This window comes from Bacillus sp. BS3(2021) (genome assembly GCF_021043345.1).
Lineage (GTDB): Bacteria > Bacillota > Bacilli > Bacillales > Bacillaceae > Bacillus > Bacillus paralicheniformis.
Map to the genome: position 1 here is coordinate 169,949 of NZ_JAJNDM010000007.1, position 26,798 is coordinate 196,746.

The window sequence follows — 26,798 nt, forward strand, 5'->3', positions numbered from 1 at the left end:
TCACCTCGCTTCAGCAAAACCCCGGGAAAAATGTTCCCCGTAAATGACGTTCACTTCAATCCCCCGCGCTTTTAATTGTTGGACAGCGGCGCTTTCCTCACTTGAGAGAGCTCCGCCTTTTTTCTTCACCAAACAAATGACGGGCAGTCCGCTGGAGAGCGGTTTCTTCAAAACCTGCACCAATTCGTTGGTGATCCGGCTTGTCACAATATATTTAACGGCTTTTCTCATATCGGGATGGCCAAATTCCCCCTCCAGCAGACTGTGAAACGGCTGGACCGCATCGCAATCGGCAAGCGCCAAGTAGTAAAACAGCTTTCTCAGATGCTCCTCCCCTTGCCGAACCGGGAAGACATTCCGCTCTTTTCCTGTGGAAACAAGCCCTGCATTCGTCCCGCTCCTCATGGCAGAACGAATGATAGAAGCGGTAAACGCGACGATCTCTTCAAAAGCATCAGAGGGAGACTGATCCATGAAGACGAGCAGGTCATCCCCTTTCGTCTGCTCAAATTCCTTCGTCATCAGCTGGCTGCGCCGTGCTGACGTCTTCCAGTCGACCCATGCAAACCGGTCGCCCGGCTGGTATTCCCTGATACCTGATGCCAGTGTGCTGTCCTTTCGGCGAAGCTCTGAAACGCGGCCTGCATGTTCATCATAAGAGCTTCCGCTGGCGCGGAAAGTAATCTCTTGATAGGAAGGCAGAACGAGAAAGGAGTCTTCCAATTGAATCTCGTATTCTCTTTCCAGCAGTCCGAGCGGATCACCTGTGCGGACCCTGATTTTTGCTAAACGGTGGTCTCCTCTCGGGACCGAATTGATCGTGTACGTCATCTTAATTTCTTTTTTAAACCAAGGAAAGAGAAACTGTTTGGCTTCTGCCGAACGCCCGTTTCTCCCCAGCGAATCAGGCAGACAGTCTTCCACGATCATAAACATGATCGGAAAGGGCCATTTTCTCTTTAGCACGACAAAAGCCTCCAATTGATCACCGGCTTTATACTGCCCGCGGCTCAGCCTCCGCTCCGCTGTCATGTTCTTCAGCGGATAAAAGGCAAGCATGAAAGCATAAAGCACAAAGGGAAGAAATGAGTAGAACAAAAACCAGCTGACAAATCCCCCTTGAAACATCGCATAGCAAAACGTTGAAGCAAACAGAAGAAACACGATACACAGCTTCCATCCGTACTTCACAAGACCGATGCGCTCTCTCATCAGTTGCTCATCGGTCTTCTGACCGGAACTTCCGTTTTTGACATAATGTCCTGAAGAACAGCTTCAGGCCGCTTTCCTTCAAATTTCGCCTCTGACCGTAGAATCATTCTGTGTGCAAGGGTAAAAGGTGCCAAATACTGAATATCATCAGGAATGACATAATCACGGTTATATAAAAATGCAAACGCCTGAGCAGCCTTCATCAAGGCGATTGAGCCGCGCGGACTCACGCCGAGATAAACGGCGGAATGACTCCTCGTTTTTTGGGCGATCTCAACAATGTATTCTTTAATCGCAGCGTCTACATACACCTTTTCAGCCTCTTTTTGAAATGCAGCAAGCTCTTCTTTCTCTATGACAGGCTCAACTTCCTCAATCGGGCTGCGGTTTTCCTGAAGATCGAGCACTTGAAGCTCTTCGCGCACTGTCGGATATCCCATTCTCAGCTTGAATAAAAAGCGGTCAAGCTGAGCTTCCGGCAGCGGATATGTCCCTTCATACTCGACGGGGTTTTGTGTGGCCATTACAAAAAAAGGTTTTGAAAGCGGCATTGTCACTCCGTCTACTGTCACACTTCCTTCTTCCATCGCTTCCAGAAGCGCCGACTGCGTTTTCGGCGACGTTCTGTTGATTTCATCTGCGAGAATGATATCTCCCATAATCGGGCCTGAACGGTATTCAAATTCCAGTGTTTTCGGATTATATATGGAAACGCCTGTTACATCTGAAGGCAGTAAATCTGGCGTAAACTGGATTCTCTTAAATTCAGCGCCGGTTGACTTTGCCAGGGCGCGAACCATCATCGTCTTTCCGACGCCTGGAACGTCTTCCAGCAGGACGTGTCCGTTTGCAAGAATGGCAGTCAGGCTTAAAACGGCAATATCTTTCTTTCCTACCATTACTTTGTCAATATTATCAGCTACTTTTCCCAAAACGGGATGCAGCGTTTCTTCGTATGCCATCCTCTTCCTCCTCATTGCTGACGAATCGAATTTATTTAACTTTACCATAAACGATGTACTCTCAGAAAACAACTAACTGGAGGAAAATAGAGTTTTGTCTTTTTTTATTTCGAATTTCAGAGTGAAAAACAAAAAAAGCGGTCAGTGACCGCTTCTTATTTTTCTCCAGATGGCTCGATGTGAACATGGGAATGAACGATCGAGTGTTCCTCCTGCATTCTTCTCTCAATTTCATCGGCGATATCATGGCTTTCTGCAATGTTGAGGTCGGATCTCACTTCCACGATGATTTCCACGTGGATGGTGCTGCCCAAATAACGCGCTTTAACATCTTTGATTTTGCCGACGCCGGGAACTTTCCGAATCGTTTCTTTATACGTTGAAATATGTTTAATATCGAATCCGTCCGTCAAAGAATGGGCCGCCTCTTTAAAAATCCCCCAAGCCGTTTTGCAGATGATCAATCCGATGATAAATGCGGCTGCCGTATCGACCCAGGCAAGGTTAAATTGCGAAGCAAAGATGCCTGCGAACGTTCCGATGCTGACATAGGCATCCGATTTATTATCGGCGGCGGCTGCATAGAGGGCATGGCTGTTTACCTTTTTTGCCAGCCTTTTATTGTAGAGGAAAACCAAAAACATCACGACGGCACTGCCTGCCGCCGTCCAAGCCGCAATCATGTCCGGTGTCGTTTCTTTCGGATTAAACAGCATTTCACCCGAGCTGTACAGCACTTCAAGACCGACCACCATCATGATAAATGAAGCGATCATCGAGGCGATCGTCTCAGCGCGGAAATGTCCGTACGGATGGTCTTCATCAGGCGGCTTCTGAGAAATCCTGAGGCCGATCAGCACCGCTACTGAGGCAATAATATCTGTTGTATTGTTCAGTCCGTCGGCTCTGAGGGCTTCGGAGTGAAATAGAAGCCCGACGGCCAATTTAACAGCCGACAGTACAATGTAAGCGATGATGCTGACCCATGCCCCGGTTTCACCTTTTTTTAATTCATCATACCGTTCCATAAAAAGCTTCCTTTCCCATCCGTGTTTTCGCTTTTAATCATACAAAGCAAAACTTGAGTGAGTCTATAGAAACATGATTCACTTCTTGCAGAAATATAGTCAGAGTAGAACTTTTTTTATTTAAGGAAACAAATTTCAGTTGGGTCAAAACCGGTAAAACCCGCTCTGTATAAGGATTTTGCGAAAACCTCAATTTATTCACGCTGCATAGGATTAAAAGGTCGGCATCTTCTTTCTGAATATTTTTTCTTTAGTTCCCCTGCATGATTCTTCTAAAAAACATTAAACAAACCCAAAATTTAAACGATATTAAAAAAAGTCGAAAATAGTCCTTAAAACTCTGACAATATAAAATAATAGTAAAATAGTCACGAAAAATATATGGACTTTTTTCCTTTTTTGGATTAATATGTTTTAGACATTATGACATAGCTTATAAGGGGGACATTACATGTCAGAACAAACGAATTTTCAAGCCCCTGTCAAACGTACAGCAGAATTTGTACTGGGGTTACTAGGCGGTATTTTCGGGATTTTTGCAGGATTTTCAGGTTTATTATTCGGAGGATTAGGCGCCGCTTTAGAAGCGGATGGCGCCGGAGAAGTTATCGGATCATCCTGGGCGGTTATTTTGCTGTCTGCACTGGCCATCGTCGGTGCATGTATCGTAAAAAAACATACTAAATTAGCGGGTACTTTTTATATCGCGGCTGCAATAGGAGGAACTGTCGGCGTCAGCCTGGCATATATCGTTCCGCTTATTCTGCTATTAATCGGCGGATGTAAAGCATTGTTCAGCGGCGAGAATAAAGGCCTTGTCTTTAAAAAATGGTGGTTCTATGTCACGATTATTGGATCCATCGTATTCGTCATGATATTCGCTTCAAGCGGCTCTTCTTCTCAAGAAAGCAAATCGTCCGGTAGCAGTGCAAAGACGACAGCCGCAAAAACTAGCGAAGAAAAAAGCAATGACGATGCCAAAGAAGAAAAAACTGAATTTGGTTTAAATGAAACAGCTGATCTGGATGGCACCCAAATCACAGTGACCAACGTTAAAAAATCGATGGGCAATAAATTTATCAAACCAAAAAAAGGTAATGAATATGTGATTGTAACAGTTAACATAGAAAATAAAAGCGATAAAGATATTTCTTACAACCCGCTTGATTTTCAAATTCAAAACGAAGATGGACAAATTACGCATAATACTTATGCACTTTCAGATGATAACCAATTATCATCTGGAAATCTGACAAAAGACGGTAAGGTTTCTGGAACTATCGCTTTTCAGACAAAAAAGAGCAAAACATATAAAGTTATTTTCACTTCTAATTTTTGGAATGATGAAAAAATCACTTTTAACCTTCAATAATTCAAAAAAACTTGCAAAGTCTCCTTTGCAAGTTTTTTAATTGCATTTCTTCCGCCCAAGCACGATCGGATACCGGTTCAATAAAAAGATGCAAGGCACCATAACAAGCAATGTCATACCGGTGTAAAGCGCGCTCCATAACAGGGAACCGTATGTCTCATCAAGGGAAACCTGGGTAAAGTAGTAGACGACGGCTTTCAGCATCCTGATGACCGGGTAGTGCAGTACGAGAATGATCAGCGAGTTTTTGCCGAGGAATTGGAGTAGCTTCATTTTTTCGAGTTTAAAACTGCTGAAAATGACGCCTACCGTTCCCAGAAATGAGGTCAGATAAAAGACCGCCATGTTTCCATACTCATTGGCCCTCATATCCACTCTGACGTTCAGGGTCTGTAAAAAGCCGACCGCGATGAATAAGAGAAGCGCTGGCAGCAGCGTTCTTCTGTCTCTCATCTCCCTCAGGCTATTTCTCGACAGAAAACCGGCCGAATAAAATACGATGGCGGTCAAGGCCACTTCAATATTCCACGGCAGCTTGATGCCCACAAATTGATCATTCAAATAGCCCAAGGCGGCCGACACCATTACGGCAATGACGATAAACAGCCTTCCTTTCCCCCATCTCTTCACGATAAAAAAAAGCATTTCAACGATGAATAAGCATGTTAAAAACCAGAGCGCAGGGTTGTGTGTCAGCATGTAGTCATCAGGAATCGAATAAAAAATTCCTTTAAACGGTACAACCGGATCAACATCCGAACTCCCCGTAAACGTAAAATGCCTCTCGACGAGAACCCAGAATAAATAGGCAAGAACGGAGAAAATGAAGTACGGCAAAAGAAGCGTCTTTATTTTTTTAAAAAGAAATGATGTAAAAGTCATCTTCCCATCATGGTAAACGAGGCCGGACAGAAAGAAAAACAGCGGCATATGAAATGCGAAAATGAACGTTTTCAGCCAATCCGGCGTCGGTGTATGGCCCAACACGACCAATATAATTCCCACGCCCTTCGAAACATCAATCCACTCTATTCTTTTCTGCAATACGGGTATCTCCTTTCAGACCGCTTCGCCCCATAAGAAAGGGTTTACACATAATGTATCATCATCCCCGCCTCTCTTCCTCCGCGAAGCATGCCTTAAGGCGATTTTTAATCGTTAGGAAATATTCTGTTCATCTTCTTGTCATGATCGATTCTTTTTTTTAACATTCTCAGCACAAATTACATTTCTTATTCTCATCATGAGGAACCAGACCATGCAACCCGTCTTATAATGTAATGATCTTTTCATTAGAACAAAAGAGGACAGGTGAAACATGAAACTTGAAAAATTCGTTGACAAACTCCCCATTCCGAAAGTGCTTAAACCCCACAGCAAAAGCAAGGAAATGACCTATTATGAAGTCACGATGAAAGAATTTCAGCAGCAGCTCCACCGCGATCTGCCGCCGACCCGGCTGTTTGGATATAACGGGGTCTATCCCGGCCCCACCTTTGAAGTGCAAAAACACGAAAAAGTCGCGGTCAAATGGTTGAATAAGCTTCCGGATCATCATTTTCTCCCCGTCGACCATACAATTCATGACGACGGCCATCATGAACATGAAGTCAAAACGGTCGTTCATTTGCATGGAGGCCGGACACCGCCTGATAGCGACGGTTACCCGGAAGCCTGGTACACTAAAGATTTTCAAGTCAAAGGCCCTTTTTTTGAAAGGGAGGTGTATGAATATCCGAATGAGCAGGATGCTACGGCTCTCTGGTATCACGATCATGCAATGGCCATCACAAGGCTGAATGTATATGCGGGGCTTGTCGGTTTATATTTTATCCGCGACAGGGAAGAGCGGTCATTGAACTTGCCGAAGGGAGAATATGAAATTCCGCTCTTGATTCAGGATAAGTCCTTTCATGAAGATGGTTCATTGTTTTATCCGCGGCAGCCTGACAACCCTTCGCCGGATCTTCCCGACCCGTCGATTGTTCCGGCTTTTTGCGGTGATACCATTTTAGTCAACGGCAAGGTATGGCCTTATGATGAACTGGAACCTCGAAAATACCGTTTTCGGATACTGAACGCCTCCAATACGAGAATCTTTGAGCTGTATTTCGATCATGACATCACATTTCACCAAATCGGCACGGACGGTGGTCTTCTGCAGCATCCGGTTAAAGTCAATGAACTGGTGATCGCACCGGCTGAAAGATGCGATATCATCGTTGATTTTTCACGAGCTGAAGGAAAAACCGTGACATTGAAAAACCGGATCGGCTGCAGCGGACAAGACGCGGATCCCGATACAGATGCCAACATCATGCAATTCCGCATCTCAAAACCATTGAAGCAAAAAGATACAAGTTCATTGCCGAGAATATTGAGAAAACGCCCATTTTACCGGAGACACAAGATCAATACCCTTAGAAATCTGTCGTTGGGCGCGTCCCTTGACCAATATGGAAGACCTGTTCTGCTTTTAAACAACACAAAATGGCATGAACCGGTAACTGAAACTCCCGCCCTCGGCAGCACTGAGATCTGGTCGATCATCAATGCCGGAAGAGCGATCCATCCGATCCATTTACATCTTGTCCAATTTTTGATTCTCGACCACCGGCCGTTTGATATCGAACGGTATCAGGAAAACGGAGAACTAGTCTTTACAGGTCCGGCAGCTCCACCGGCACAGAATGAAAAGGGGCTGAAAGACACCGTCAAAGTACCTCCTGGCTCGGTGACGCGGATTATCGCAACCTTCGCGCCGTACAGCGGCAGATATGTGTGGCACTGCCACATTCTGGAGCACGAAGATTACGATATGATGCGCCCTCTTGAAGTAACGGATATTCGTCATCAATAAGAAAAAGCCTCCGCATTTGGAGGCTTTTAAAAAAGCACAAATCATCAAAAAAACCATCGCTTGATCCTGTACAATAGGATCATCAAATCGTAAAGGCTGTGGATGAATATGGATGATTATGAAAGAATTCAAAACGCGGTTCATTTTATCGAAGAACACCTTCAAAACGATTTAAACATTACGGATATTGCGGCTAAATCATGTTTCTCCCCGTTTCATTTTCAAAGGCTTTTTCAGGCGATCTCCGGTTTTTCCGTTTATCAGTACATTCGCAACCGGCGTCTGTCTGAAGCTGCGCTTCTGCTTGAGAAAACGGACCGTTCCATTCTCGATATCGCAATCGATTTCGGCTATGGCTCACAGGAAGCTTTCGGCAGGGCATTCTCACAGTATTTCGGCATCACTCCGGCCAAGTACCGCAAAGCAAAGGTCAAGCTTGATTTTCAAACCAAAATGAATTTTCTCGAATATAAAGAAAGGATGACTGGAGATATGAACATCCCAAAGCCGCACATCACTCATTTAAACGATATACATATGATCGGATATGAGTACCGGACAAATTTAAACGAGGAAAAGTATTTCGAAGATATCCCGAAATTCTACAACGATTTCGGCAGAAATGGATACTTTATGCAAATCCCTCAAAAAACAGATCCGAATATGTGTTACGGGCTGTCATGCCGCTTCCAGGATGACGGAGGTTTCTCATTTATCATCGGGGAAGCCGTTCGCGAAACAGCAGCCGGAGAAGTGCCGGAGCCGCTTATGTATATGAAAATTCCCGGCGGCAAATACGCCGTATTTCATGTGAACGGATCGACCGAATCCGTGCAGAACACAAGAAGATACATCTATGGATCATGGCTGATGAATACCAATTACGAGAGAACAGAAGGACCGGACTTTGAAGTGACTGATGTGTGCCGTTCGGTGCCGCCGAACGAGATGAAGATGACCATCTATATTCCGCTTCTGTAAAAACGCCGGGGAACCTTCTGACCACAGGTTCCCCGATTCACTTTCATATCGATTTAAGCGCCTCGGCGGGCGTTTGATCACCCGAAACCAAATCGAATGAACGCCGGAATGTATGCTCTTCGGTGAGCGCCACCAAGATGGTATCAGCCACATCTTCTCGCGGAATCGTTCTGCGCTCAAGGTTTTCCGCCGCTTTCACCCGGCCTGTACCCGGTTCGTTTAACAGGCCTCCCGGACGGATAATCGTGTAGTTTAATCCGCTGCCTTCAAGAATCCGATCCGCATAATGTTTGGCGACATAATACGGTTTTAACGCTTCACTCCAATTTTCACGGCGGTGTGCCTGCAATGTGCTGACCATAATAAAACGGTGGATGCCCGCTTTTTCGGCAGCTTCGATCGTTTTAACCGCCCCATCCAAATCCACCAAAAGCGTTTTATCAGCGCCCGTTTTGCCGCCTGAGCCGGCGGTAAAGACAATCGCGTCGCAGCCTTTCGCCGCTTCTGCGATGCTTTCCACAGTGCCTTCTAAATTAGCGAGCGCGGTTTCTGTTCCCGATTGTTTCAAAGCCTGCGCCTGTTCTTCGTTTCTCACCATTGCTCTGACTTGATGTTCATCGCTCTCATTCAAGCTTTTCGTCAAACGGCGCCCGATTTGTCCGTTCGCCCCCACTACAAACACTTTCATCTGCTCATCCTCCTTGTTGTCCAGTTTCTTTTTTCATTATTTCACTGTACAGACAATGTTTCAAACCGCCCGCTCTCCAAAATGTGCGAATGCTAAAAAGGCTCCCCATGATCACTGTAGGCAGCCTTTCAGATTATTGATAAAAAAGGTCGGACTTTTATAACCTGCCCTATTTTTATCCAATTCATTCTGTTTTCTGGTGATGAGAACCATTCAAGTCAAGCTTGCCGGATTTTCGAGATTTTGGCAGCAAAAGCGTTAAACGTAAATTCACCTTTTCTCCGCGGGCCGAAAATAACCAACCTCTCTCCTATTCGAAAAAACCTCGCGCTGATGACAGTCCGGATTTTTCATGCCTAAAGCCACAAGTATGTTGCCAGTGCCAATAAAAGCAAATAAAGGCCGGCAATGAAACGAAACACACCCTTTTTTTCGGAAAAAGGAGGGTTGATTAACATTACAATAATAGTGGGCGCGAATAATACAATGAGAAAATATTTGTATTCTATAAAAAACGTACACACGGAAAGAAGAATAGAGATATAGAAAACTGCGATAAAACCACTTCCAAACTTTTTCTTCAGTTCTAGCAGCTTATCTCTCTGTTGTGTATTAAACATAATGACCTCCTATCAGAATTTATGTCAATCATCGCAGCAACAACGTAAGAATTGAAAATAAAAAAATCAAGATTACTCCTTAGAAAAGCTGAAACCTCTGATTTAGAACAACTAAAAAACTAACTTTTCAGAGAGAAAAATACAGTTATAGACGGTGTAAGTTATACTATTTTTTGATTCCATTTATCCCCCCAATAATATGTATAGTAAAAGTGAACAATATTTGTGCTTAAAGAATACCATACACTAAATTGTTAAATCGAGGATTTTTTAGTTATTATTGTTTCAATGATAAATTATAATCAACAATCAAACATGGCAATCCCTTTTTATTTAGAGAGCATCTGTGACATCCAAAACTGGGCTCTAACAACCAAAAAACTTCCCATTCGTATCATGGGAAGCCTTTTTCGTTTCTATTCTATTCCGCCGATCTCATTGAAAGGAAAATAACGGAACTCAACTTTGCCGACAACGGAGTCCATTGTAATAAATCCGAAAAAGCGGCTGTCCTTGCTGTTTTGACGGTTATCACCCATCACGAACAAGTGGTCTTCCGGCACCTTTTGTTTGCCGGTTAATTTCTCCAGTGTGAAATTATCTGTTAAATGTTCATGAAGCGTCAGCTTTTGTTTGTTTTTCTTTAAATAAGGCTCATCATATACTTTTCCGTTAATATAAAGGACATCGTCCTTCATTTCGATCGTATCCCCCGGGAGGCCGATCACCCTTTTCACATAGTTTTCATCTGAATCAGGCGCGTGAAAAATAATTTTATCAAAGCGCTGAATATCGCTGATTTTACTAACCATGACCATGTTGCCGTCCTCTAAAGTCGGATACATTGAATCTCCCAAAACAGTTGACGGCGTAAACAGAAAATAGCGGCAAACCATGACAAGCGCGGCGGCTATGACAAGTGTTTTCACCCACGATAAGATTTCTTTTTTTCTACTATTTTTCATAAGTACTCTCCTTCACTTTCGGATCGTTTCATTGGCATTCCGCTCCTTCTATCCTATCAGACTGTCCGCCTGAATGCTTTCTCGCAAGCATCGGCAGGCGCAGCCGTAAAAAAATAGTTGATACATAATAATATTAGCGGTTGAAACGAAAAATCCTTTTATTCAATGTTGAATTTTGTCAGTTGATCAGCTTATTTACGGCACAACAAACCATTACATATGCACAGGCAAAACGCCCCTCTTTATAATACATTATCATATCATGACCCAAAGGCGGTGATTGCCTCAAAATGAGCAGCTACGAAGAGTACTATGACAATTACGATCCATACAGCCCTGAGCGGGAAAAAGAAAGACAGTCAAGGAAAGCGCTGCGTTCGGCGGATACCGATAAAACGGATAAAACGGATAAAACGGATAAAACGGATAAAACAAATAATACGGATAAAACCGTTAAAACGGATAAAACCCGCAGCTCTGACGATGACCGGTTCAAATGCAGAAAAAGAAAGTGTTTTTCTGATGATGATGACGACCGTTTCAAGTGCCGCAGAAAGAAGTGCTGACCATTGATCTTTAAAGCCGATTCATATCGGCTTTTTTACATATACCACGGCTTCACCGTTCCAAGCCGGAACATTCATCCATTAGATGAATACCATAAATCTAAAAGGAGATGGAAATGAATATGAGTGTTCCGAAAGATGCCGTTTGTTCAATGCCCCATGATCATCAAAGGTCTTTGCACGATTTATGCCGCAAATACATGCACTATCACGTCGTGCTGAAAATGAAGGACGGCCGTTCCGTTCACGGGATCCTTGAAGGGGTGAACCGTCAGGAAGCATCTCTCCTCATTCCCGAAGACGTGACAGATGAAAGGCAGTTTTACGGCGGATACGGATATCCGCGCCGGCGATTCCGACGGTTCAGGAGCAGGATCTTCCCGTTTGTTATTATTGCCGCGCTGTATCCTTTTCCATATTATTAAGCAAAAGCCCGGTATGATGCCAAATCCATGAAACTTATTTTCCTTTGCTTCGTATATACAAAAACGACGCAAACCGAGGAAGGAGACAGATAAAATGGCATCTGCTAAACTGCAGCAGCGATTGGATCAATATAAAGCAATTTACTCTGAGTTAAAAAGCGATTTAAAATGGAAAGTCACAGATCAGCGGACATTGATGATGATTGCTTCCATGTATGTCGTCAACAAGCGGCCTTTTAATAAAGAACGGTTTTTAACGCTTAGTGAGGCCGTCAAACAGGCCGCCGGGACATTTTCGCCGTTAAAGTCGGCCCATCGCTATACATTCGCCGCTATGTTTGACGTGCGCTTCGAAGAACCTGAAACGCATATCAGACCTTTTTTCATTATTTACGAAAAACTGACCGGCAACGGATTCAAAAAAAGCATTTTCACCTACTTGTCCGCACTTATCCTTTTGACAAAATATCCTGATGAGCATGATCATGAAGACAAAATCAATCGGGCTTTGTCTATTTACAAAGGAATGAAGGACAAGCACGTCTTTTTAACATCGGCCGGCGATTACCCGCTCGCCGTGCTTTTGGCCGGTTCAGACATGGAAACAGGTGAACTGATCGACTATATCGAAGCGTTTTACCAAAAGCTGAACCAAGCGGGTTTTCGCAAAGGGAACGATTTGCAGTTTCTCAGCCACATCCTCTCGCTTTTGCCGGAGCGGGATGCCGATCAGCTTGTCGCCCGCTCCCTTCGGATATACGATGAATTGACAAAAAAGCATAGAAGACCGAAGCCTGTCCAATACCCGGAAATCGGACTGCTTGCATTGCTTGAGAACGGTGAAAAAGACATAGATGCCATCACAATCATGGCAGGCGCATTGAACAGCGATAAACTGTTCAGGTGGCAGAAAGACATGAATCTGAAAACGGCTGTCAATTTGTACATGAGCGAAAAAACGGAAGATCCGACGCTTCTGGAAACAGGACTTTATCAAACGCTTGAAGCCGTTATTCAAGCACAACAGACGGCAGCAATCGCCATTATGACGAGCTCGGCTGCGGCGTCTCAGGCAAACGGCTCATGATAAAACATCAGCCGGCACAGACTGTTTGTGCCGGCTGATGCTCATTATTCGTCAATAACGGAAAAGGTGTTGATAATCCCGTTTGTTTTTTCCCAGGCTTTGCTCACTTTATTCGTATCCATATCATACGAATAAATCGTTCTCACCCTTGCTTCGCTCCCCGTTTCATCTTCAAGCAGCTTCGCATCTTTTGCTTCAGCGAGAAAGTAAAGTTTTTTCCCGTCTTTCGAGAATTGCGGCTGTGCTGAGTCGACTAATGAAAATGCCCGCTGATCTGAAATGATCGCTTTATATTTTTTCGTTTCGGCATCCATCGCATAAATCGACTTCTGATCATCAGCCGATTCTGTAAAGACGATCGTTTTGCCATCCGGCGAAATTGCCGTGTCATTGATAAATTTTGCGATCGTTTTCACCTGGTGCTGATCTTTCTCATCCGCCAGGGAAATGTTCATATTCGTCGGTTTGGGCGGCACTCCTTTGCTGTTGGCCTCATCTGTTTTTTGATAGTCTTCTTTCAATGAATAATGCAGCATAACGAATTGATTGTTCGCTTTGTTGTACTGATAGTAGCTGACACTCTCGTCCTTGTTGTTTAACGATGGATAAATGACGTGAAACGCCTTTTGTTTTAAATCAAAGGAAGCGAGGTGAAAATTTCTCTCCTCCGCAAGGTTGTATCGCATGAACAGCTTCGAACCATCCGCCGATAAACTGAGTCCGTCGACATATTCATCCCCTGAATATAGGGTTGTTTTTTCGCCCGACTGCAAATCCAGCCTGATCAAATGCTTCATATTGCTGTTATCGGTGTTCGTATAATAAAGAATGCGTTTTTTCCGGTCTAATGCCGCAGCCGGGTAATCCGTCATCTTTTCTTCATACAGCTTATTTTGATTTTCATAGTAAGCGGTCATCAGCTTCTGATCGGTTATCGATACGAGCAGGTCCGAACCGCCGCCCTTTGCCGGCTCCGCTTTTTCCGGGACGAAATAGCGGAAGGCCGCAAATGCGCCTGCGGCTAAAATGACGGCCGCCAACAAAAACACAAAGACTTTTTTCATATTCGCCCCCGCCAATTGAAAGAAGCAAGAAAACGATTTTCCTTGCTTCTTTTCTCCTATTTTTTATATGTATAATGTCCGGCTACCTTTCCTTTGCTTGTCGGAAATCCCAAAGCTCTAAAAGCTTTCGGGCTTACATCCAACACAGCGCCCGGCATTCTGCCGACATCATATTTATAGACTGTAATGACTTTCTTTGGTTTTGCTTTAGAATAGGCTCTTATTTTTGTGCCTTTTCTCGGAACATCGAAGCCCATCTTTGTGGCGCAGTCCCAATGGCCGAGCCTTTTGCCGTCAGCGCCGACTTTGCCCACGCCGTTGTACCAAGTGATGTAGCCGCTGACTTTTTTCGTTTTAGCACTCGCCTCACCGGCAAAATTGAATGCCAATAGTAAGCTGCCTGCCAAAACAAAAACAGAAAAAAGTATCTTCTTCATATAAAAATATCCTCCGTGAATGGGATTTTTTTCTGACATTCAAATTATACCTTTTTTCATAGAAATGGTATTTTACAGTTTGTTTACGTTTAAAATGCAATTATTACGCCCAGTTTTCTACCAAACTATCAAGAACAGATGACACCTTTGCCAGGATCGTTCGTATATAAAAGAGAAACCGAAATGAATAGGATGATCACAGTGAAAAAATCGAAACTGATCTCGTTATCCGCGGCTGCGATGCTTTTCGCCGTTCCCCTATCTGGATGTTCATCATCCGCTTCAGACCGTTCACAAGAGGTCTCAGAAGACCATTCCATTCAAAGATACGATCTCGTATGGTTTGATTACGTGAATGACAGCGAATCCGACAAAGCACCTTTACTGAAAGCATCATACGTGAAAAATGGGAAAGAAAAGACGGAGACTTTCAAAAAATATGTAGAAAATGTGGAAAATGTCGAACAGCCTTATATTAAAATCCGCGATCATGAAGCCTTCATCTACCGTCCCCCATACATCAAATATGACCAGGAGCCGCTTGAGGGCGTCGTCAAAGATAAAGTGGAACAAAAAAGCAGTGATGAACAATGAAGAAAAAAAGCGCTCCTCTTATTTTGATCATGGCGCTGTCTCTCTTGCTGCCTTTTGCTCAAGCAGAGGCAACAGGCAGCAATGGAACATCCGGAACCAAGGCTGCGAGTTCCTCGGCTAATAACAGCTCTTTAAAAACACGTCCGGGTTCAGTCAACCAGAGAATGCGCAGTTATATGAATCAGTCTGCGAGCCGACAATATTTAAACAAGAGCAGTCAGTTCAACGCCATCCAGCGGACATTGCCGTCCAATGCCCTATACAAAGGAAGCATCAAGCAAACACTCAATCAAAATCCTGCTGGATCAGCCTTTTTGAATTACTACTTTCCATACTGGATGATCTTCCACGCGGGCGGATATACAGCAGAACAAAAAAGCATGCTCCGCACCGCCGGAATCAAAGAAAAAGCGCTCTCTGAACGAAAAGAAAAAAGATATTGGCTGTTGATTGAAGATCAAAACGGAAAAGAACATGCCGTCCTCGTCTCGAAAAAACAGTATGACAACATTCAAAAAGGGGATCGGGTTGAAGTGCGCCGCAAACAGATCACCAAAAAATAGCTGAAACAAGTGCCGGTCATCATCATGATGCCGGCTTTTCTCGTCATATCAAAAAAGGGCTTGCATGGATGAAAACCATCTGTTAAAATTCGTTTCATAGCTAATGATTCTGAAAATAAAAAGGCAGGCGTCACGATTTGGATAGATCCCCCCATCTTCGACAGGAAGAACACGACACACTCATCAAGCTGAAACGCATGCCGATCGAGTCCTTGAATCTTGAAGCCATTTCGGTTGCCACCAACCTTTACCGGTCAGCGCAAAAGCTCCGCGTCAAAATGGAGACCGAGATCCTTTCCTCATATCAATTGTCATGGACGGCTTTTTCGATTCTTTACGATCTATGGGTATGGGGCAGGCTTGAAACGAGAAAACTCGCTGAACTGTCAGGCATTTCAACAGCCACTGCGAGCAATGTCATTAAAACGCTTGAAAAAAAGAACTTTTGCGGAAAAAGCACGGATCCGAGAGACCGCAGACACGTATACGCCGAGATCACCCCTGAAGGAAAAGCCGCTATTGAAGAGCTCTATCCGGCGTTCCACAAAGGGGAAACAATGCTGATCAAAGGCATGACAAAAGAGGAGCAGAATACATTGATCGAGCTCCTTCGAAAAGTGAACGACAATCTTCATAAACCATAAGCAACGACGGGAACAAGTAGCGGGCTGTCTCCCTGTTCCAGAGAGCCGGCGGCTGGTGCGAGCCGGTACAAAGGCAGACGCGAATTACCTCCCCGAGCTTTCTTTGTGAACCTTCAAGTAGCAAAGAACGGGAAACCGTTATCTGAAATAGAGCGGAAGACGGAGGTCTTCAACCAGGGTGGTACCGCGTGCATTTGAGCCACGTCCCTTATCGGGATGAGGCTCTTTTTTTATACAAAAAAGGAGGAGTTATCATGCAGCAACAACAATTTGATCAACTGACAACTGCCGAGAAGCGGGAAGTCGAAAGGCAGCTTCACTTATATATGAACGGAGCGGAGGAGGTCATTCCCCCGGAAGAACTGCGGGCAAAGCTGGCCAAATCGATTTTGACCGGCGAACCGCTGAAAATTAAGCTTGGTCTCGATCCGTCGGCGCCTGACGTTCATTTAGGCCACACTGTCGTCTTGAATAAGCTGCGCCAATTTCAGGAAAATGGACATATCGTCCAGCTCCTGATCGGAGATTTCACAGGAAAAATCGGCGATCCGACAGGAAAATCCGCCGCAAGGAAACAGCTGACGGACGAAGAAGTCCGCCGCAATTCCGAAACATACTTTCAACAGTTTGGAAAAGTGCTTGATCAGAACAAAGTCGAGCTTCACTACAACTCAAAATGGCTGAAACGATTAACCTTGGAAGACGTCATTGCGCTCGCGGGCAAAATTACCGTCGCCCGTTTAATGGAACGCGATGATTTTGAAGAAAGAATGGCCATGCAAAAGCCGATTTCGCTTCATGAATTCTTTTACCCGTTGATGCAGGGATATGATTCGGTCGTTCTCGACAGCGATATCGAACTGGGCGGAACGGATCAGCATTTTAACGTGCTCATGGGCAGACACTTTCAGGAAAAGTATGGAAAAGAAAAACAGGTCGTCATTCTCATGCCGCTGCTTGAAGGACTTGACGGGGTTGAAAAAATGTCGAAATCAAAGAACAATTACATCGGCATTGATGAAGACCCTCATGAAATGTTCGGAAAAACGATGTCGCTTCCGGACAGTTTGATGAAAAAATATATCCATCTTGCGACCAACCTGGAGGCGGAAGATAAAAAACGACTTGTAAAAGATTTGGAAACGGGGGCCGTTCATCCGCGAGATGCGAAAATGCTTCTCGGGAAAACCATCGTCAACATGTATCATGGAAGCGAGGCAGCCGAAGCGGCCGAACAGCAGTTTAAAAAGGTTTTTCAGCAAAACAGCGCGCCGGACAATATAACGCCTGTACACTGGCAAGGTGACGGAACGGTGCCTGTCACCGATTTATTGGTGACGCTCGGACTCCTCCCTTCCAAAAGCGAAGCCCGCCGAATGATCCAAAACGGCGGCGTTAAAATCAACGGCATCAAAGCAGAATCGATTCATGCGGATGTGGCGGTCGAACACGGTATGATTATCCAAGTCGGCAAACGGAAGTTTGTCAAATTGCAAATGTCTCAATAAACATTCAGCCTAATCATCCTTTTAAAAGGATCGATTAGGCTGTTTTTCATGAAAAGCGCAGGCGTTAGAATTTGCAACAGGTCGGTATTCAATCGCCTGATGGTTTCGATTCGAAAAGCATATCCGAACGGCCTCCCGAACACCTTGATCTTAATTTTGCCTTCACCTCTCTGATTGCAAATAAGGCCGCCAGCGGCGGCCTGCCATTTTACGATTCATTTGTCTTCTCTTATGCAGCAACAGCGCTGCCATCCTTCCTTCAGCAGCTCAAATGTCAGCTCGTTTGTGTCGGGCACGATCAAATCAGCCCCGCTCAGCGATGTCTCATCACCGACTCCCACCGCAAACATCCCTGCGGATTTGATCGCGGCGATCCCGGCTTCAGCGTCTTCGATTGCTGCACACTGAGACGGAGGCACACCGAGCAGCGCTGCGGCAGTCAAAAAGATTTCGGGGTCGGGCTTTCCGCGAGCAAGCGCAGCCGGGTCAACGACAGCATGAAATTCGTCCATGAGCCCGAGCCGTTGCAAAATAGCGGGCGCGTTTCGGCTTGACGAAGCTAACGCGATGCTTACATTTTCCCTTTTCAATTCGGCAAATAGCCCGGCGATTCCCGGCAACAGGTCATGCGGTGTCAAGTTTTGGATCAGCTGTTGGTAGTATTGATTTTTCCGGCGCATGATCTCTTGTTTCTCCGCCTCCCGATACGTTCCGGCCGCACCGCCGTGAATCAAAATCGTGTTAAGCGACCGCTCTCTGTCGATTCCTTTCAGTCGTTCATTAAAGCTCCGGTCAATCTCAATGCCGATTTGTTCGGCAGTATGTTTCCAAGCGAGATAATGATGCTCGGCCGTATCCGTGATCACGCCGTCCAAGTCAAAAATGACCGCTTTCATAATGTCGAACCCTTTGCCCGGCTGATCATCATAAAAGCTTCATAGGGTTCCATGTCCATGCTGCCGCTTATATCAAGCCGATCGCGGGCGTAATTGGATAACAGCACATCCCACTTGTCTTCAAGCAATTCCGGCGGAGCATGAAACAGCGCCTTTTCTTCTGACAAATTCACGGCGACTAACAGCTTTTCGCCCCGGTATTCACGGATATACGCAAAGATTTGCGGATCATCCTCAAGCAGCAGCTGGTAATCTCCATGTACGATAACTTTATGTTGTTTGCGCAGCCCGATGAGCTTCTGATAATAATAGAAAATCGAATCTTCATCTGAGAGCGATTCCTTCACATTGATTTCTTGATAGCGGGGATTTACCGCCAGCCAAGGCTCTCCATCTGTGAAGCCCGCGTGTTTTCCGTCATCCCATTGCATCGGCGTTCTCGCGTGATCCCGCCCTTTTTTCGCCACGGCTTTTCGAAAGTCTTCCTCTGTCATCGTTTGATTTTCGAGGACAAGTTCGCGGTATGCGTTTTTGATTTCGAGATCATCATACATCTCGAGCGGCATTTCACTGTTTGTCATGCCGATTTCTTCTCCCTGATAAATGAACGGGGTTCCCTTCATCCCGTGCAAGACCGTTGCAAATGCTTTGGCGCATTGTTTGCGCAGTTCGCGGTCATTGCCCCAGCGGGATATGACCCTCGGTTGATCATGATTTTCGAAATAGAGCGTGTTCCAGCCGACATTCATTAAAGCGGCCTGCCACCTCGTCATCGTCTTTTTTAAAGCGATCGGATCAAACGGCTTCATCTGCCATTTCCCATTCGGCGAATGTTGTTTTGTATCGATGTCCATATGTTCAAATGTAAAAATCATGTTCAGCTCATGTCTGCTTGGATCCGTGTATTTTATCGCTTCTTCAACATCTGAGCCGTTTGCTTCGCCGACCGTCATGCAGTCGTAACGGGACAGCACTTCCCGGTTCATCTCTTGTATAAATTCGTGCAGACGGGGGCCGTTTGAATGATAGCGGCCGACTACATAAGGACGGCTGTTATCTGTTTCATAATCGGGAAAGTCGACGTATTTGGAAATGGAACCGATCACATCCATCCGCCAGCCGTCAACGCCTCTGTCCATCCAAAACGTCATCAAATCGTATACTTCCCGGCGAACCGCTTCATTCTCCCAGTTTAAGTCAGGCTGCTTTCTCGAAAAGTAGTGAAGGTAATATTGCCCTGTCCGCTCATCGAATGTCCACGCCGATCCTGAAAAGATCGATCCCCAATTGTTCGGTTTTGAACCGTCCGCCTTTGGATCTTTCCAAAAATAATAATCACGGTAAGGATTGTCCTTTGACTTGCGGCTTTCGGCAAACCAGGCATGTTCATCAGACGTGTGGTTCACGACAAGATCCATGATGATTTTCATTCCGCGTTTATGCACTTCATCAATCAATTGAAACATATCATCGTTCGTCCCGAACTTTTCGTATATGCTTCTGTAGTCGCTGATGTCGTAGCCGTTGTCATCTTGCGGGGAATCAAACACAGGACACAGCCAGATAACATCGGCTCCGAGGCTTTTAATGTAATCGAGCTTTTGAATCACGCCCTGCAAATCACCGAATCCGTCTCCGTTGGAATCATAAAAACTCCGCGGGTAAATTTGATACACGACTGCCTCTTTCCACCATTGACTCATCGGGCATCCTCCTTTCATACCGTCCGTTCAGTGCGATTTGCTCTCCATAAACTGTCATGGAAAGCGGTTCTCCTTTTACAAGGTTGAAGGCGACGCTGTTTTCCTCTACCTGCACATTGATTAGCCGGTTCCGATAATTGATGTTGAACGAATAACCGTCCCATTCCTTCGGCAAAAACGGAGCAAACGACAGCGTCTCATCTTGGGTCCGCATGCCGGCAAATCCTTGCACGATCGCGAGCCAGCTTCCAGTCATCGATGTAATATGAAGCCCTTCCTCTGTGTCATGATTGTAATTATCCAGGTCAAGCCTCGCTGTACGCTTATACAGTTCAAGCGCTTTCTTTTCCATTTTGAGTTCAGCCGCCAGCACCGCATGGACAGACGGCGAAAGGCTCGATTCATGAACCGTCATCGGTTCATAAAATTCAAAGTTGCGCCGTTTTTCTTCCGTCGTAAATCGATGATTAAAGAAATAAATGCCTTGCAGAACATCCGCCTGCTTAATAAAACTGGAGCGGAGAATTTTGTCCCATGACCAATTCTGATAGAGCGGGCGGTCATCCGGTTCAAGCTCATCCGCTGCCTGAAGCTCTTTATCCAGGAATGTATCATGCTGAATAAAAACATTTAATTCCTCACTGTATGGATAGTACATTTTCGCAATGATATCCTTCCACCTCTCCATCTCGGCTTCCCGTATATCAAGCCGACGGCGTTTTTCCTCCGGGAGGACAGCGAGGTTTTCGAGCGTGTACTCAAGCGTCCACGACGCAATCAAATTCGTATACCAGTTGTTGTTGACATTGTTTTCATATTCATTCGGCCCTGTAACGCCGTGGATCATATATTTGTTGTTACGTTTTGAGAAGTGGACACGGTCAGCCCAAAATCTGCTGATTTCGACGAGAACGTCTATCCCGTATTCTTTCATATAGTCACGGTCGCCTGTGTAATTGACATAATTGTAGATCGCATAACAGATTGCGCCATTGCGGTGAATTTCTTCGAAGGTGATCTCCCATTCATTGTGGCATTCATCGCCTGTGAAGGTCACCATCGGATAAAGGGCTCCCTTCAGCCCCAGTTTGGCCGCATTCCGTTTAGCTGCCTCCAAATGATGATATCGGTATAAAAGCAGATTCTTTGTCACCTCCGGCTCGGCCGTCGCCAAATACACAGGAACGGCGTACGCCTCAGTATCCCAGTAGGCGGCTCCTCCGTATTTCTCGCCCGTGAATCCTTTCGGCCCGATGTTTAAGCGCGAATCGGTTCCGTAGTATGTCGAGAAAAGCTGAAAGAGGTTGTACCGGATGCCCTGCTGAAGCTCATCATCCCCTTTAATTTCAATGTCAGCCTTTGCCCACCTTTCCATCCAATGTTCGGTATGCCTCCGCTTTGCTTCTTCATATCCCTGCTGAAGAACATCAGCCAAAAGCGCCCTGCCCTTTACTAAAAGCTCTGCTTCTTCAAAGTCCCGGGACGTTGTGACAATGATCAATTTTTTTAAAGAAGCCTTTGTTCCCGGCTTCACTTCGTAACAGAAGCGGTTTTCCGCGTACATCGCATCCGTTTGAAAATGCTCGCTGACATATCCTTCTGTCACATTGCACATTGAAGCAGCCACCGTAAAACGCGGCGTTCCAAACGGATTCTCAATCGTTTTCGTCACAAGATGACCGCGATGAGATTCGGCGCCTTTCGCTTCTTCCTGCCAAAACCGCTCTTCGAAATTGGCATCCTCATTTGCGACATGGCCATCAAGATAAGGGACAAGTGTAATAACAGCTTCATCGGTCAGGCATTCCGCTTCATAATGAATCGCGCACAGCTGCTGGACATCAAGACTAAGAAAGCGCTCCGACGAAATTTTGACAGCCTTTTGATTCACGCGAACGACAGCGCTTCTCCGCAGGATGCCTTCCTTCATATTGAGCTCCAATTCAAACGATTCGATGCCGTTTTGATTGAGGTCGACTTTTTCGTCGTCTACATATACATCAATTCCGATGAAATTCATCGCATTGATCACTTTCCCGAAATATTCGGGATAGCCGTTTTTCCACCAGCCGACACGCGTTTTGTCCGGGAACCAAACCCCTGCGATATATGTGCCTTTGAGACTTTCGCCTGAATAGCTTTCTTCAAAATTCCCCCTGATCCCCATATAGCCGTTCGCCAAGGATGTCAGACTTTCCTGAAGCCGCTTATGTTCTTTTTCAAATTGGTTTGTTTTGATTTTCCACTGGTCGATCTCAAATAGCCGCTGATTTACCATGATTTCCTCCTGACTGAAGATTTTCGTTGTGATGGCGGGTTTTGAATATATGCCTGAAGATGAAAGAGACCATCAAAGCGCTTCCGCACGAATGGATGAGCAGCATCATGATGAAGTCAAAGCGGATCATACCAAAAGCCATTGCAGCCGCTGCCGGAAGCGCTGATCCGCACACCGCCGCTGCGGCCGCTTCCTTAAACGACCTTATCCCGGTCATGTTGGATTTTTTGGAGATCCAGATGCCTCCCGTCAGAACGGCCGTTACAAAAAGCGAAATGATGAAAACCGCGGAACAGGCCAGCATGATGATAAGCGGCTTATATTGGGCAAACCACATGGCACCGATAAAATCCCCTACATGATCGGCATCCAGATCATTCAGCCCGGCCTTTGCCGGATAGCGGACAGAAAACCCCGCTCCGCTTTGATCGCTGATAATCAGATGATCTGACTGAAAGATGAGCGCGTTTTGATAGCCGCCTTCCGCCTTTATCCGGCCGTTCTCACCGCTTGTTTTCAATTCATGCTTCAAATCGACCGCCAGCAAGGTTTTCTCTTTCTCCACACGGTACAGCTCGTCTGTGCCTGTCAATCTCCCGTTTGTCAATTGGTAGCCTTTTAATTGTTTGATGAATTGCGCGTCAGCCTTTTGAACAACGTTTGGGAGCAAATTCCCGGCGTTGAAGCGGTCCATTTTCATCAACGCAATCGACACGGGCGCCGTTAAGCAAGCTGTCAAAAACATAAACAGAAAAGAAATTTCGAGCCAGCTGAATGTATGTTTGCAGCGCATGACGCCCGCCGGTGATGCCGCTGCTTTAAGAAAGCGGACGATCAGCTTTTCGTGTCTCATGTCGTTCATCGGTTTATCCCTTCGTTCCGCCGGATGTCAAACCGGACACAAAGTTCTTTTGGAGAAAGAAGAACAAGATGCAAATCGGCAGAGCCGCAAGAATCGCGCCCGCTGCAAACAGCGCGACTTTTTGCTGCTGCGGATTGGAGATGAATGTCTGCAAACCGACGGCGATGGTCAGGCTTTCCGGCGAGCGAAGCAGAAATTTCGCCAGCAGATAGTCGCCGAACGGCCCCATAAACGCCCACAGCGCCTGGACAGCAAGCATCGGTTTCACAAGCGGCAGAACGACCGAAGCAAAGATCCGCAGGTGCCCCGCTCCGTCAATCCGCGCCGCTTCATCGATTTCTCTAGGCACTGTATCAAAGTAGCCCTTCATCAGCCATGTGTTCATCGGAATTCCGCCGCCGATATAGATTGCAGTTAAAAACCAATATTGGTCCAAAGCTCCGATCAGCATGGCCAGGACGTAAAAAGCGGTCAGCGCCGCCATCGTCGGCACCATTTGAATGATCAAAAAGAAAATGAGACTCTTTTTTCGGCCCGCAAACCGGTAGCGGCTGTACGTATAGCCGGCAAGCGTCACAATCGTCACCTGGAACACCATGACAGACAGCGCGATCACAAGCGTATTCCCGTACCAGTTGAGGTAAAGCGTCTCTTCAAACAGCCGCTTAAAGTGGTCCAATGTCCATTGGCCCGAAAAATCGAGTGTAAAAGCCGCTACATTCCCGACCCGAAATGCGGATGATGCCGTAATCAAAAGCGGATAAATAATCACGATGCTTAAAAACGTCAAAAATATATAGGTCAAAACCTTGTTCAGAATCCCGGTGAACCGCGTATTTTTGAAAATCCCTCTCATCTACATGACCTCCTCATTGCCAAAGGCATTCGATTTCTTAAAAGCAATCAGGGAAACCCCGATGACAATGAAAGAAATGAGCAGTGTGACAGCAGCCGCCACGGAATACTGCGGCGACGTTCCCGTCGTCAGCTTATAGATCCAGGATATTAAGATGTCGGTTGACCCAGCTCCGGCCCCCGCACTCCCCGGACCGCCCTCATTAAATAAATAGATGATCGAGAAGTTATTGAAATTAAACGTATACTGGGTAATCATCACCGGTGCGGTCGCAAATAAAATCATCGGCAGCGTAATGTGTTTAAAGCGCTGAATAAATGTCGCGCCGTCAATTTTTGCCGCTTCATAAAGCTCTCCGGGAATCGCCTGAAGCACCCCTGTCACCATGACATAAATGTATGGAAAACCGAGCCACGTCTGAATCATAATCAAAGCCGTCTTTGTCCAGAACGGATCGGTCTTCCATGCGACAGCCGGGATATCGACGAACGGGAGCTGGTTCAAAAGCGGGATCACTTGGACATTCATCGCGCCCGCCGAGTCATTAAAAATGTTGGCAAAGCTCATAATCGTAATAAATGCCGGAACGGCCCACGGAAGCAGAAAGATGATCCGGAACATCCGCTTGCCTTTAATAAAGTTTTGATTGACGACCAACGCTGTCACGATGCCGAGAACAATTTGCAGCGTTGTCGCACAGATCGTCCAGATGATCGTCCAGCCCAGTACATCGGCGAATGTTTGCCGATATGAGCCAAGGAAAAAGATATTCATGAAATTTTTAAAGCCGACCCAGTCGATGAGACTGTTAGGCGGAATATGATAAAAATCGTAGTTTGTAAACGCGATAAACAGAGTCACCAGCACCGGAAAAATAATCACAAACACCATCATGAGGTATGCCGGCAGCGTAAATAAATACGGAAACCCTTTGTCACCTGCATTTCTGATCATGTCCCCGGCCGTCTCGCTGATTTTCAAACCCGCCGCTTTCATCGCGGCGGTCTTCCGGGCATCATACAGATTAAAGATGTAAAACATCAGAAAAACGAGCGTCAATATCAATTGCAGCGTGCCCTCTATCAACAGAAACAGCGAGTGATCTTCTCCCGGGACAGTCCCCAGCGTCGCGAGGCCGATCAGCGCCTGATAACCGAAAACCGCTAACTCACAAATAAACAAGCCTGTGATGACAAGAAAAAGGATCCCCTTTGAAAACTGCCGGTTTGCAATCTGGCCAGCACCGGGAATTATCGATAACAGCGCTGCCTTCCGGCTCCGTTTTGCAAGTGTTTGGTCTTTGTTCATTTTTTTCGCCCTCTATTCTTCCGGACGCTAAAACCGCCGTTTTATTTCACATACTTTTCTTTAATGTTTTCTTTAATTACACGGACGGCATCATCCGCTGATTGCTGTGCCGATTTTTTCCCTGCTGCCGCGTCAAATATCAGGCTTTCTGCACCTGTCCACACCTCGGCCATCTCCGGAATGTTCGGAGTCGGAGTCGCCGTTTCGTATTGTGTGATGACCGCCGACGTCAGCTCGCTTTTTTGCTCCCCTGCTTTTTTTCGTGCGGCGAGGTTGGCCGGAACTTCGTTCGTATCTTCATAAAAACGGTAAGCATTTTCGTCATTTGCGGCATATTGCAGCCACTTTTCAGCAAGCTCTGCCTCTTTCGTATATTTAGAGGCGACCCAGCCTTTTCCGCCTGCAAACGGGGCATATTCTTTTCCGTTTGGCAATGTCGGGATTTTCGCGGCACCGTAGTTCAAACCGGCTTCTTTATAATTGGAAGCCGACCATGGACCTCCGATAACAGCAGCTGCTTTTCCGTCCATAAAGGTCTGCTGGATAAAATCGTCAGCGCTCGTATTGTCCTGCATGCCTTTCGGCCAATATTCACTGAACCATTTCTCGGCGTATTCCACCGCTTCCACGGCCCCGTTGTTGTTCAGACCGATGTCTCCGGAATCCGTGCCGTCAGCTCCGAATACATATCCCCCGTATCCCGCCATTAAACCGTATGACATGTAAAAGTCCGTCCACTTTGCGAGAAAAGCGGTCGATTTTCCTTTTTCCGAAGAAAAAGCGAACCTCTTGTCTTTTGTTAAATCCTCAAGCTCGTTAAAGGTTTTTGGCGGCGCTTTTAACAGGTCTTTATTGTAATAGAGTACGAGAGTTTCAATAACAAGCGGGATTCCGTAGACTTTTCCGTCAACTGTTACTTGCTGCATTTCTTTGTCGCCGAAGCTTTTAGTCTTAGACGGTTTGACTTCCAGCAAATGCCCTTGCTGTCCTAAGCCGCCGATACGGTCGTATGCCGCAAGCATGACATCGGGCGCATTGCCTGCCGGGCCGTCAAGAGGAAGCGCTTCAAGCTGATCGAACATTGGCTTTTCAACAATTTTGACTGTCACATCATTCTCTTTTTCAAAACCTTCCTTTATGCTTTCAACGTAAGGTTTATAGACCTCTTCTACAGACACGGTCAGCACTTTTTTCCCGCCGTTGCCCCCCGTTTCCTTTGAACTTGAACAGGCGGCAAGACCGAACAGCAGAACTGTCGCCAGCATCGCTAAAAATCCTTTTTTTAAATGTTGCATCTTTTTTCCCCCTTCTATCTTAGA

Annotated in this window: 25 protein-coding genes, 2 pseudogenes and 1 other annotated feature; of the genes and pseudogenes, 11 read left to right on the plus strand and 16 right to left on the minus strand. The window is 45.9% G+C overall.

The features are described from left to right. The 3 genes from LQ247_RS16505 to LQ247_RS16515 all read right to left on the minus strand — a co-directional run bounded on the left by LQ247_RS16505 (nt 1) and on the right by LQ247_RS16515 (nt 3,202). Nucleotides 1-1,212: a DUF58 domain-containing protein gene (locus tag LQ247_RS16505; protein WP_231006305.1), complete on the minus strand. Its 1,212-nt coding sequence runs from the start codon at nt 1,210-1,212 to the stop codon at nt 1-3. Next, nucleotides 1,212-2,174 carry an AAA family ATPase gene (locus tag LQ247_RS16510; RefSeq protein WP_020450424.1) on the minus strand — a complete coding sequence of 321 codons (963 nt, stop codon included), beginning with the start codon at nt 2,172-2,174 and terminating at the stop codon, nt 1,212-1,214. The genes LQ247_RS16505 and LQ247_RS16510 overlap by 1 nt, the downstream gene beginning before the upstream one ends. Before the next feature lie 155 nt (nt 2,175-2,329). Beyond that, nucleotides 2,330-3,202, minus strand: coding sequence for a cation diffusion facilitator family transporter (locus LQ247_RS16515; protein WP_020450423.1), 873 nt, complete (start codon nt 3,200-3,202; stop codon nt 2,330-2,332). Nucleotides 3,203-3,653: 451 nt separating this feature from the next. Between LQ247_RS16515 and LQ247_RS16520 the strand changes: the two are divergent. Continuing rightward, nucleotides 3,654-3,998: pseudogene (locus LQ247_RS16520) on the plus strand (DUF4064 domain-containing protein); the annotation flags it as partial. Nucleotides 3,999-4,262: 264 nt separating this feature from the next. After that, nucleotides 4,263-4,574: pseudogene (locus LQ247_RS22350) on the plus strand (DUF4352 domain-containing protein); the annotation flags it as partial. Nucleotides 4,575-4,610: 36 nt separating this feature from the next. Here LQ247_RS22350 and LQ247_RS16530 read toward each other — a convergent pair. Next, the gene (locus tag LQ247_RS16530; protein WP_231006306.1) at nt 4,611-5,618 is read right to left on the minus strand and encodes an acyltransferase family protein; all 1,008 of its coding nucleotides are present in this window, start codon (nt 5,616-5,618) and stop codon (nt 4,611-4,613) included. Nucleotides 5,619-5,892: 274 nt separating this feature from the next. Here LQ247_RS16530 and LQ247_RS16535 point away from each other — a divergent pair, with 274 nt between their 5' ends. Both LQ247_RS16535 and LQ247_RS16540 read left to right on the plus strand, forming a co-directional pair. Then, on the plus strand, nt 5,893-7,434 hold the full coding sequence (locus LQ247_RS16535; protein WP_020450420.1) for a multicopper oxidase family protein: 1,542 nt from the start codon (nt 5,893-5,895) through the stop codon (nt 7,432-7,434). Nucleotides 7,435-7,542: 108 nt separating this feature from the next. Beyond that, complete coding sequence (locus tag LQ247_RS16540) at nt 7,543-8,415, plus strand: AraC family transcriptional regulator (protein WP_020450419.1); 873 nt, start codon at nt 7,543-7,545, stop codon at nt 8,413-8,415. A gap of 43 nt (nt 8,416-8,458) precedes the next feature. Here LQ247_RS16540 and LQ247_RS16545 read toward each other — a convergent pair whose 3' ends face one another. The 3 genes from LQ247_RS16545 to lepB form a co-directional block, all read right to left on the minus strand. Further along, nucleotides 8,459-9,103 (minus strand): SDR family oxidoreductase, encoded by a 645-nt coding sequence (locus tag LQ247_RS16545; protein WP_020450418.1) that lies wholly within the window; start codon nt 9,101-9,103, stop codon nt 8,459-8,461. A gap of 356 nt (nt 9,104-9,459) precedes the next feature. Next, nucleotides 9,460-9,723 (minus strand): hypothetical protein, encoded by a 264-nt coding sequence (locus tag LQ247_RS16550; RefSeq protein ID WP_033155046.1) that lies wholly within the window; start codon nt 9,721-9,723, stop codon nt 9,460-9,462. 416 nt (nt 9,724-10,139) lie between these two features. Beyond that, nucleotides 10,140-10,688 (minus strand): signal peptidase I, encoded by a 549-nt coding sequence (gene lepB, locus LQ247_RS16555; RefSeq protein WP_020450416.1) that lies wholly within the window; start codon nt 10,686-10,688, stop codon nt 10,140-10,142. A gap of 290 nt (nt 10,689-10,978) precedes the next feature. Between lepB and LQ247_RS16560 the strand changes: the two genes are divergently transcribed. From LQ247_RS16560 to LQ247_RS16570, 3 genes are all read left to right on the plus strand, one after another. Next, nucleotides 10,979-11,254 carry a hypothetical protein gene (locus tag LQ247_RS16560; protein ID WP_101561722.1) on the plus strand — a complete coding sequence of 92 codons (276 nt, stop codon included), beginning with the start codon at nt 10,979-10,981 and terminating at the stop codon, nt 11,252-11,254. A 116-nt stretch (nt 11,255-11,370) separates the two neighbouring features. Further along, nucleotides 11,371-11,679, plus strand: a complete 309-nt coding sequence (locus tag LQ247_RS16565; protein ID WP_020450414.1) for a hypothetical protein — start codon at nt 11,371-11,373, stop codon at nt 11,677-11,679. Between the two features lie 94 nt (nt 11,680-11,773). Beyond that, nucleotides 11,774-12,766, plus strand: coding sequence for a DUF4003 domain-containing protein (locus LQ247_RS16570; protein WP_020450413.1), 993 nt, complete (start codon nt 11,774-11,776; stop codon nt 12,764-12,766). 44 nt (nt 12,767-12,810) lie between these two features. Here the strand turns inward: LQ247_RS16570 and LQ247_RS16575 are convergent, their stop codons facing one another. Next, nucleotides 12,811-13,830, minus strand: coding sequence for a hypothetical protein (locus tag LQ247_RS16575; protein ID WP_231006307.1), 1,020 nt, complete (start codon nt 13,828-13,830; stop codon nt 12,811-12,813). Nucleotides 13,831-13,886: 56 nt separating this feature from the next. Beyond that, entirely contained in the window at nt 13,887-14,267 is a 381-nt protein-coding gene (locus tag LQ247_RS16580) for an RlpA-like double-psi beta-barrel domain-containing protein (protein ID WP_020450411.1), read from the minus strand. Between the two features lie 192 nt (nt 14,268-14,459). Here LQ247_RS16580 and LQ247_RS16585 point away from each other — a divergent pair, with 192 nt between their 5' ends. From LQ247_RS16585 to tyrS, 4 genes are all read left to right on the plus strand, one after another. Then, a complete protein-coding gene (locus LQ247_RS16585; RefSeq protein WP_228119649.1) occupies nt 14,460-14,861 on the plus strand; it encodes a hypothetical protein in 402 nt (133 codons plus the stop codon). Further along, on the plus strand, nt 14,858-15,424 hold the full coding sequence (locus LQ247_RS16590) for a hypothetical protein (RefSeq protein ID WP_020450409.1): 567 nt from the start codon (nt 14,858-14,860) through the stop codon (nt 15,422-15,424). Before LQ247_RS16585 ends, LQ247_RS16590 begins: the two co-directional genes overlap by 4 nt. A gap of 197 nt (nt 15,425-15,621) precedes the next feature. Continuing rightward, nucleotides 15,622-16,068: a MarR family transcriptional regulator gene (locus tag LQ247_RS16595; RefSeq protein ID WP_223254891.1), complete on the plus strand. Its 447-nt coding sequence runs from the start codon at nt 15,622-15,624 to the stop codon at nt 16,066-16,068. After that, nucleotides 16,063-16,280, plus strand: a binding site (T-box leader). Its footprint overlaps the gene before it by 6 nt. 42 nt (nt 16,281-16,322) lie before the next feature. Next, entirely contained in the window at nt 16,323-17,576 is a 1,254-nt protein-coding gene (gene tyrS / locus LQ247_RS16600; RefSeq protein WP_020450407.1) for a tyrosine--tRNA ligase, read from the plus strand. Nucleotides 17,577-17,791: 215 nt separating this feature from the next. Here the strand turns inward: tyrS and pgmB are convergent, their stop codons facing one another. The 7 genes from pgmB to LQ247_RS16635 are packed head-to-tail and all read right to left on the minus strand — an operon-like array spanning nt 17,792 to nt 26,774. Next, on the minus strand, nt 17,792-18,472 hold the full coding sequence (gene pgmB / locus LQ247_RS16605) for a beta-phosphoglucomutase (RefSeq protein WP_020450406.1): 681 nt from the start codon (nt 18,470-18,472) through the stop codon (nt 17,792-17,794). Beyond that, nucleotides 18,469-20,175: a glycoside hydrolase family 13 protein gene (locus tag LQ247_RS16610; RefSeq protein WP_020450405.1), complete on the minus strand. Its 1,707-nt coding sequence runs from the start codon at nt 20,173-20,175 to the stop codon at nt 18,469-18,471. Before LQ247_RS16610 ends, pgmB begins: the two co-directional genes overlap by 4 nt. After that, nucleotides 20,117-22,453 carry a glycoside hydrolase family 65 protein gene (locus tag LQ247_RS16615; protein ID WP_020450404.1) on the minus strand — a complete coding sequence of 779 codons (2,337 nt, stop codon included), beginning with the start codon at nt 22,451-22,453 and terminating at the stop codon, nt 20,117-20,119. The genes LQ247_RS16610 and LQ247_RS16615 overlap by 59 nt, the downstream gene beginning before the upstream one ends. Further along, nucleotides 22,431-23,315 carry a DUF1189 domain-containing protein gene (locus tag LQ247_RS16620; protein ID WP_020450403.1) on the minus strand — a complete coding sequence of 295 codons (885 nt, stop codon included), beginning with the start codon at nt 23,313-23,315 and terminating at the stop codon, nt 22,431-22,433. Before LQ247_RS16620 ends, LQ247_RS16615 begins: the two co-directional genes overlap by 23 nt. 4 nt (nt 23,316-23,319) lie before the next feature. Continuing rightward, a complete protein-coding gene (locus LQ247_RS16625; protein WP_020450402.1) occupies nt 23,320-24,171 on the minus strand; it encodes a sugar ABC transporter permease in 852 nt (283 codons plus the stop codon). After that, nucleotides 24,172-25,479 (minus strand): carbohydrate ABC transporter permease, encoded by a 1,308-nt coding sequence (locus LQ247_RS16630; RefSeq protein WP_020450401.1) that lies wholly within the window; start codon nt 25,477-25,479, stop codon nt 24,172-24,174. It lies immediately after the preceding gene. A 41-nt stretch (nt 25,480-25,520) separates the two neighbouring features. Then, nucleotides 25,521-26,774 (minus strand): extracellular solute-binding protein, encoded by a 1,254-nt coding sequence (locus tag LQ247_RS16635; RefSeq protein WP_231006308.1) that lies wholly within the window; start codon nt 26,772-26,774, stop codon nt 25,521-25,523. Between the last annotated feature and the right edge of the window lie 24 nt (nt 26,775-26,798).

What these genes read in the sequence shown, in the direction of transcription:
- LQ247_RS16505 (WP_231006305.1), bottom strand. Translation starts at nt 1,212, where the DNA reads ATGAGAGAGCGCATCGGTCTTGTGAAGTACGGATGGAAGCTGTGTATC.
- LQ247_RS16510 (WP_020450424.1), bottom strand. Translation starts at nt 2,174, where the DNA reads ATGGCATACGAAGAAACGCTGCATCCCGTTTTGGGAAAAGTAGCTGAT.
- LQ247_RS16515 (WP_020450423.1), bottom strand. Translation starts at nt 3,202, where the DNA reads ATGGAACGGTATGATGAATTAAAAAAAGGTGAAACCGGGGCATGGGTC.
- LQ247_RS16535 (WP_020450420.1), top strand. Translation starts at nt 5,893, where the DNA reads ATGAAACTTGAAAAATTCGTTGACAAACTCCCCATTCCGAAAGTGCTT.
- LQ247_RS16540 (WP_020450419.1), top strand. Translation starts at nt 7,543, where the DNA reads ATGGATGATTATGAAAGAATTCAAAACGCGGTTCATTTTATCGAAGAA.
- LQ247_RS16545 (WP_020450418.1), bottom strand. Translation starts at nt 9,103, where the DNA reads ATGAAAGTGTTTGTAGTGGGGGCGAACGGACAAATCGGGCGCCGTTTG.
- LQ247_RS16550 (WP_033155046.1), bottom strand. Translation starts at nt 9,723, where the DNA reads ATGTTTAATACACAACAGAGAGATAAGCTGCTAGAACTGAAGAAAAAG.
- lepB (WP_020450416.1), bottom strand. Translation starts at nt 10,688, where the DNA reads ATGAAAAATAGTAGAAAAAAAGAAATCTTATCGTGGGTGAAAACACTT.
- LQ247_RS16560 (WP_101561722.1), top strand. Translation starts at nt 10,979, where the DNA reads ATGAGCAGCTACGAAGAGTACTATGACAATTACGATCCATACAGCCCT.
- LQ247_RS16565 (WP_020450414.1), top strand. Translation starts at nt 11,371, where the DNA reads ATGAATATGAGTGTTCCGAAAGATGCCGTTTGTTCAATGCCCCATGAT.
- LQ247_RS16570 (WP_020450413.1), top strand. Translation starts at nt 11,774, where the DNA reads ATGGCATCTGCTAAACTGCAGCAGCGATTGGATCAATATAAAGCAATT.
- LQ247_RS16575 (WP_231006307.1), bottom strand. Translation starts at nt 13,830, where the DNA reads ATGAAAAAAGTCTTTGTGTTTTTGTTGGCGGCCGTCATTTTAGCCGCA.
- LQ247_RS16580 (WP_020450411.1), bottom strand. Translation starts at nt 14,267, where the DNA reads ATGAAGAAGATACTTTTTTCTGTTTTTGTTTTGGCAGGCAGCTTACTA.
- LQ247_RS16585 (WP_228119649.1), top strand. Translation starts at nt 14,460, where the DNA reads ATGATCACAGTGAAAAAATCGAAACTGATCTCGTTATCCGCGGCTGCG.
- LQ247_RS16590 (WP_020450409.1), top strand. Translation starts at nt 14,858, where the DNA reads ATGAAGAAAAAAAGCGCTCCTCTTATTTTGATCATGGCGCTGTCTCTC.
- LQ247_RS16595 (WP_223254891.1), top strand. Translation starts at nt 15,622, where the DNA reads ATGCCGATCGAGTCCTTGAATCTTGAAGCCATTTCGGTTGCCACCAAC.
- tyrS (WP_020450407.1), top strand. Translation starts at nt 16,323, where the DNA reads ATGCAGCAACAACAATTTGATCAACTGACAACTGCCGAGAAGCGGGAA.
- pgmB (WP_020450406.1), bottom strand. Translation starts at nt 18,472, where the DNA reads ATGAAAGCGGTCATTTTTGACTTGGACGGCGTGATCACGGATACGGCC.
- LQ247_RS16610 (WP_020450405.1), bottom strand. Translation starts at nt 20,175, where the DNA reads ATGAGTCAATGGTGGAAAGAGGCAGTCGTGTATCAAATTTACCCGCGG.
- LQ247_RS16615 (WP_020450404.1), bottom strand. Translation starts at nt 22,453, where the DNA reads ATGGTAAATCAGCGGCTATTTGAGATCGACCAGTGGAAAATCAAAACA.
- LQ247_RS16620 (WP_020450403.1), bottom strand. Translation starts at nt 23,315, where the DNA reads ATGAACGACATGAGACACGAAAAGCTGATCGTCCGCTTTCTTAAAGCA.
- LQ247_RS16625 (WP_020450402.1), bottom strand. Translation starts at nt 24,171, where the DNA reads ATGAGAGGGATTTTCAAAAATACGCGGTTCACCGGGATTCTGAACAAG.
- LQ247_RS16630 (WP_020450401.1), bottom strand. Translation starts at nt 25,479, where the DNA reads ATGAACAAAGACCAAACACTTGCAAAACGGAGCCGGAAGGCAGCGCTG.
- LQ247_RS16635 (WP_231006308.1), bottom strand. Translation starts at nt 26,774, where the DNA reads ATGCAACATTTAAAAAAAGGATTTTTAGCGATGCTGGCGACAGTTCTG.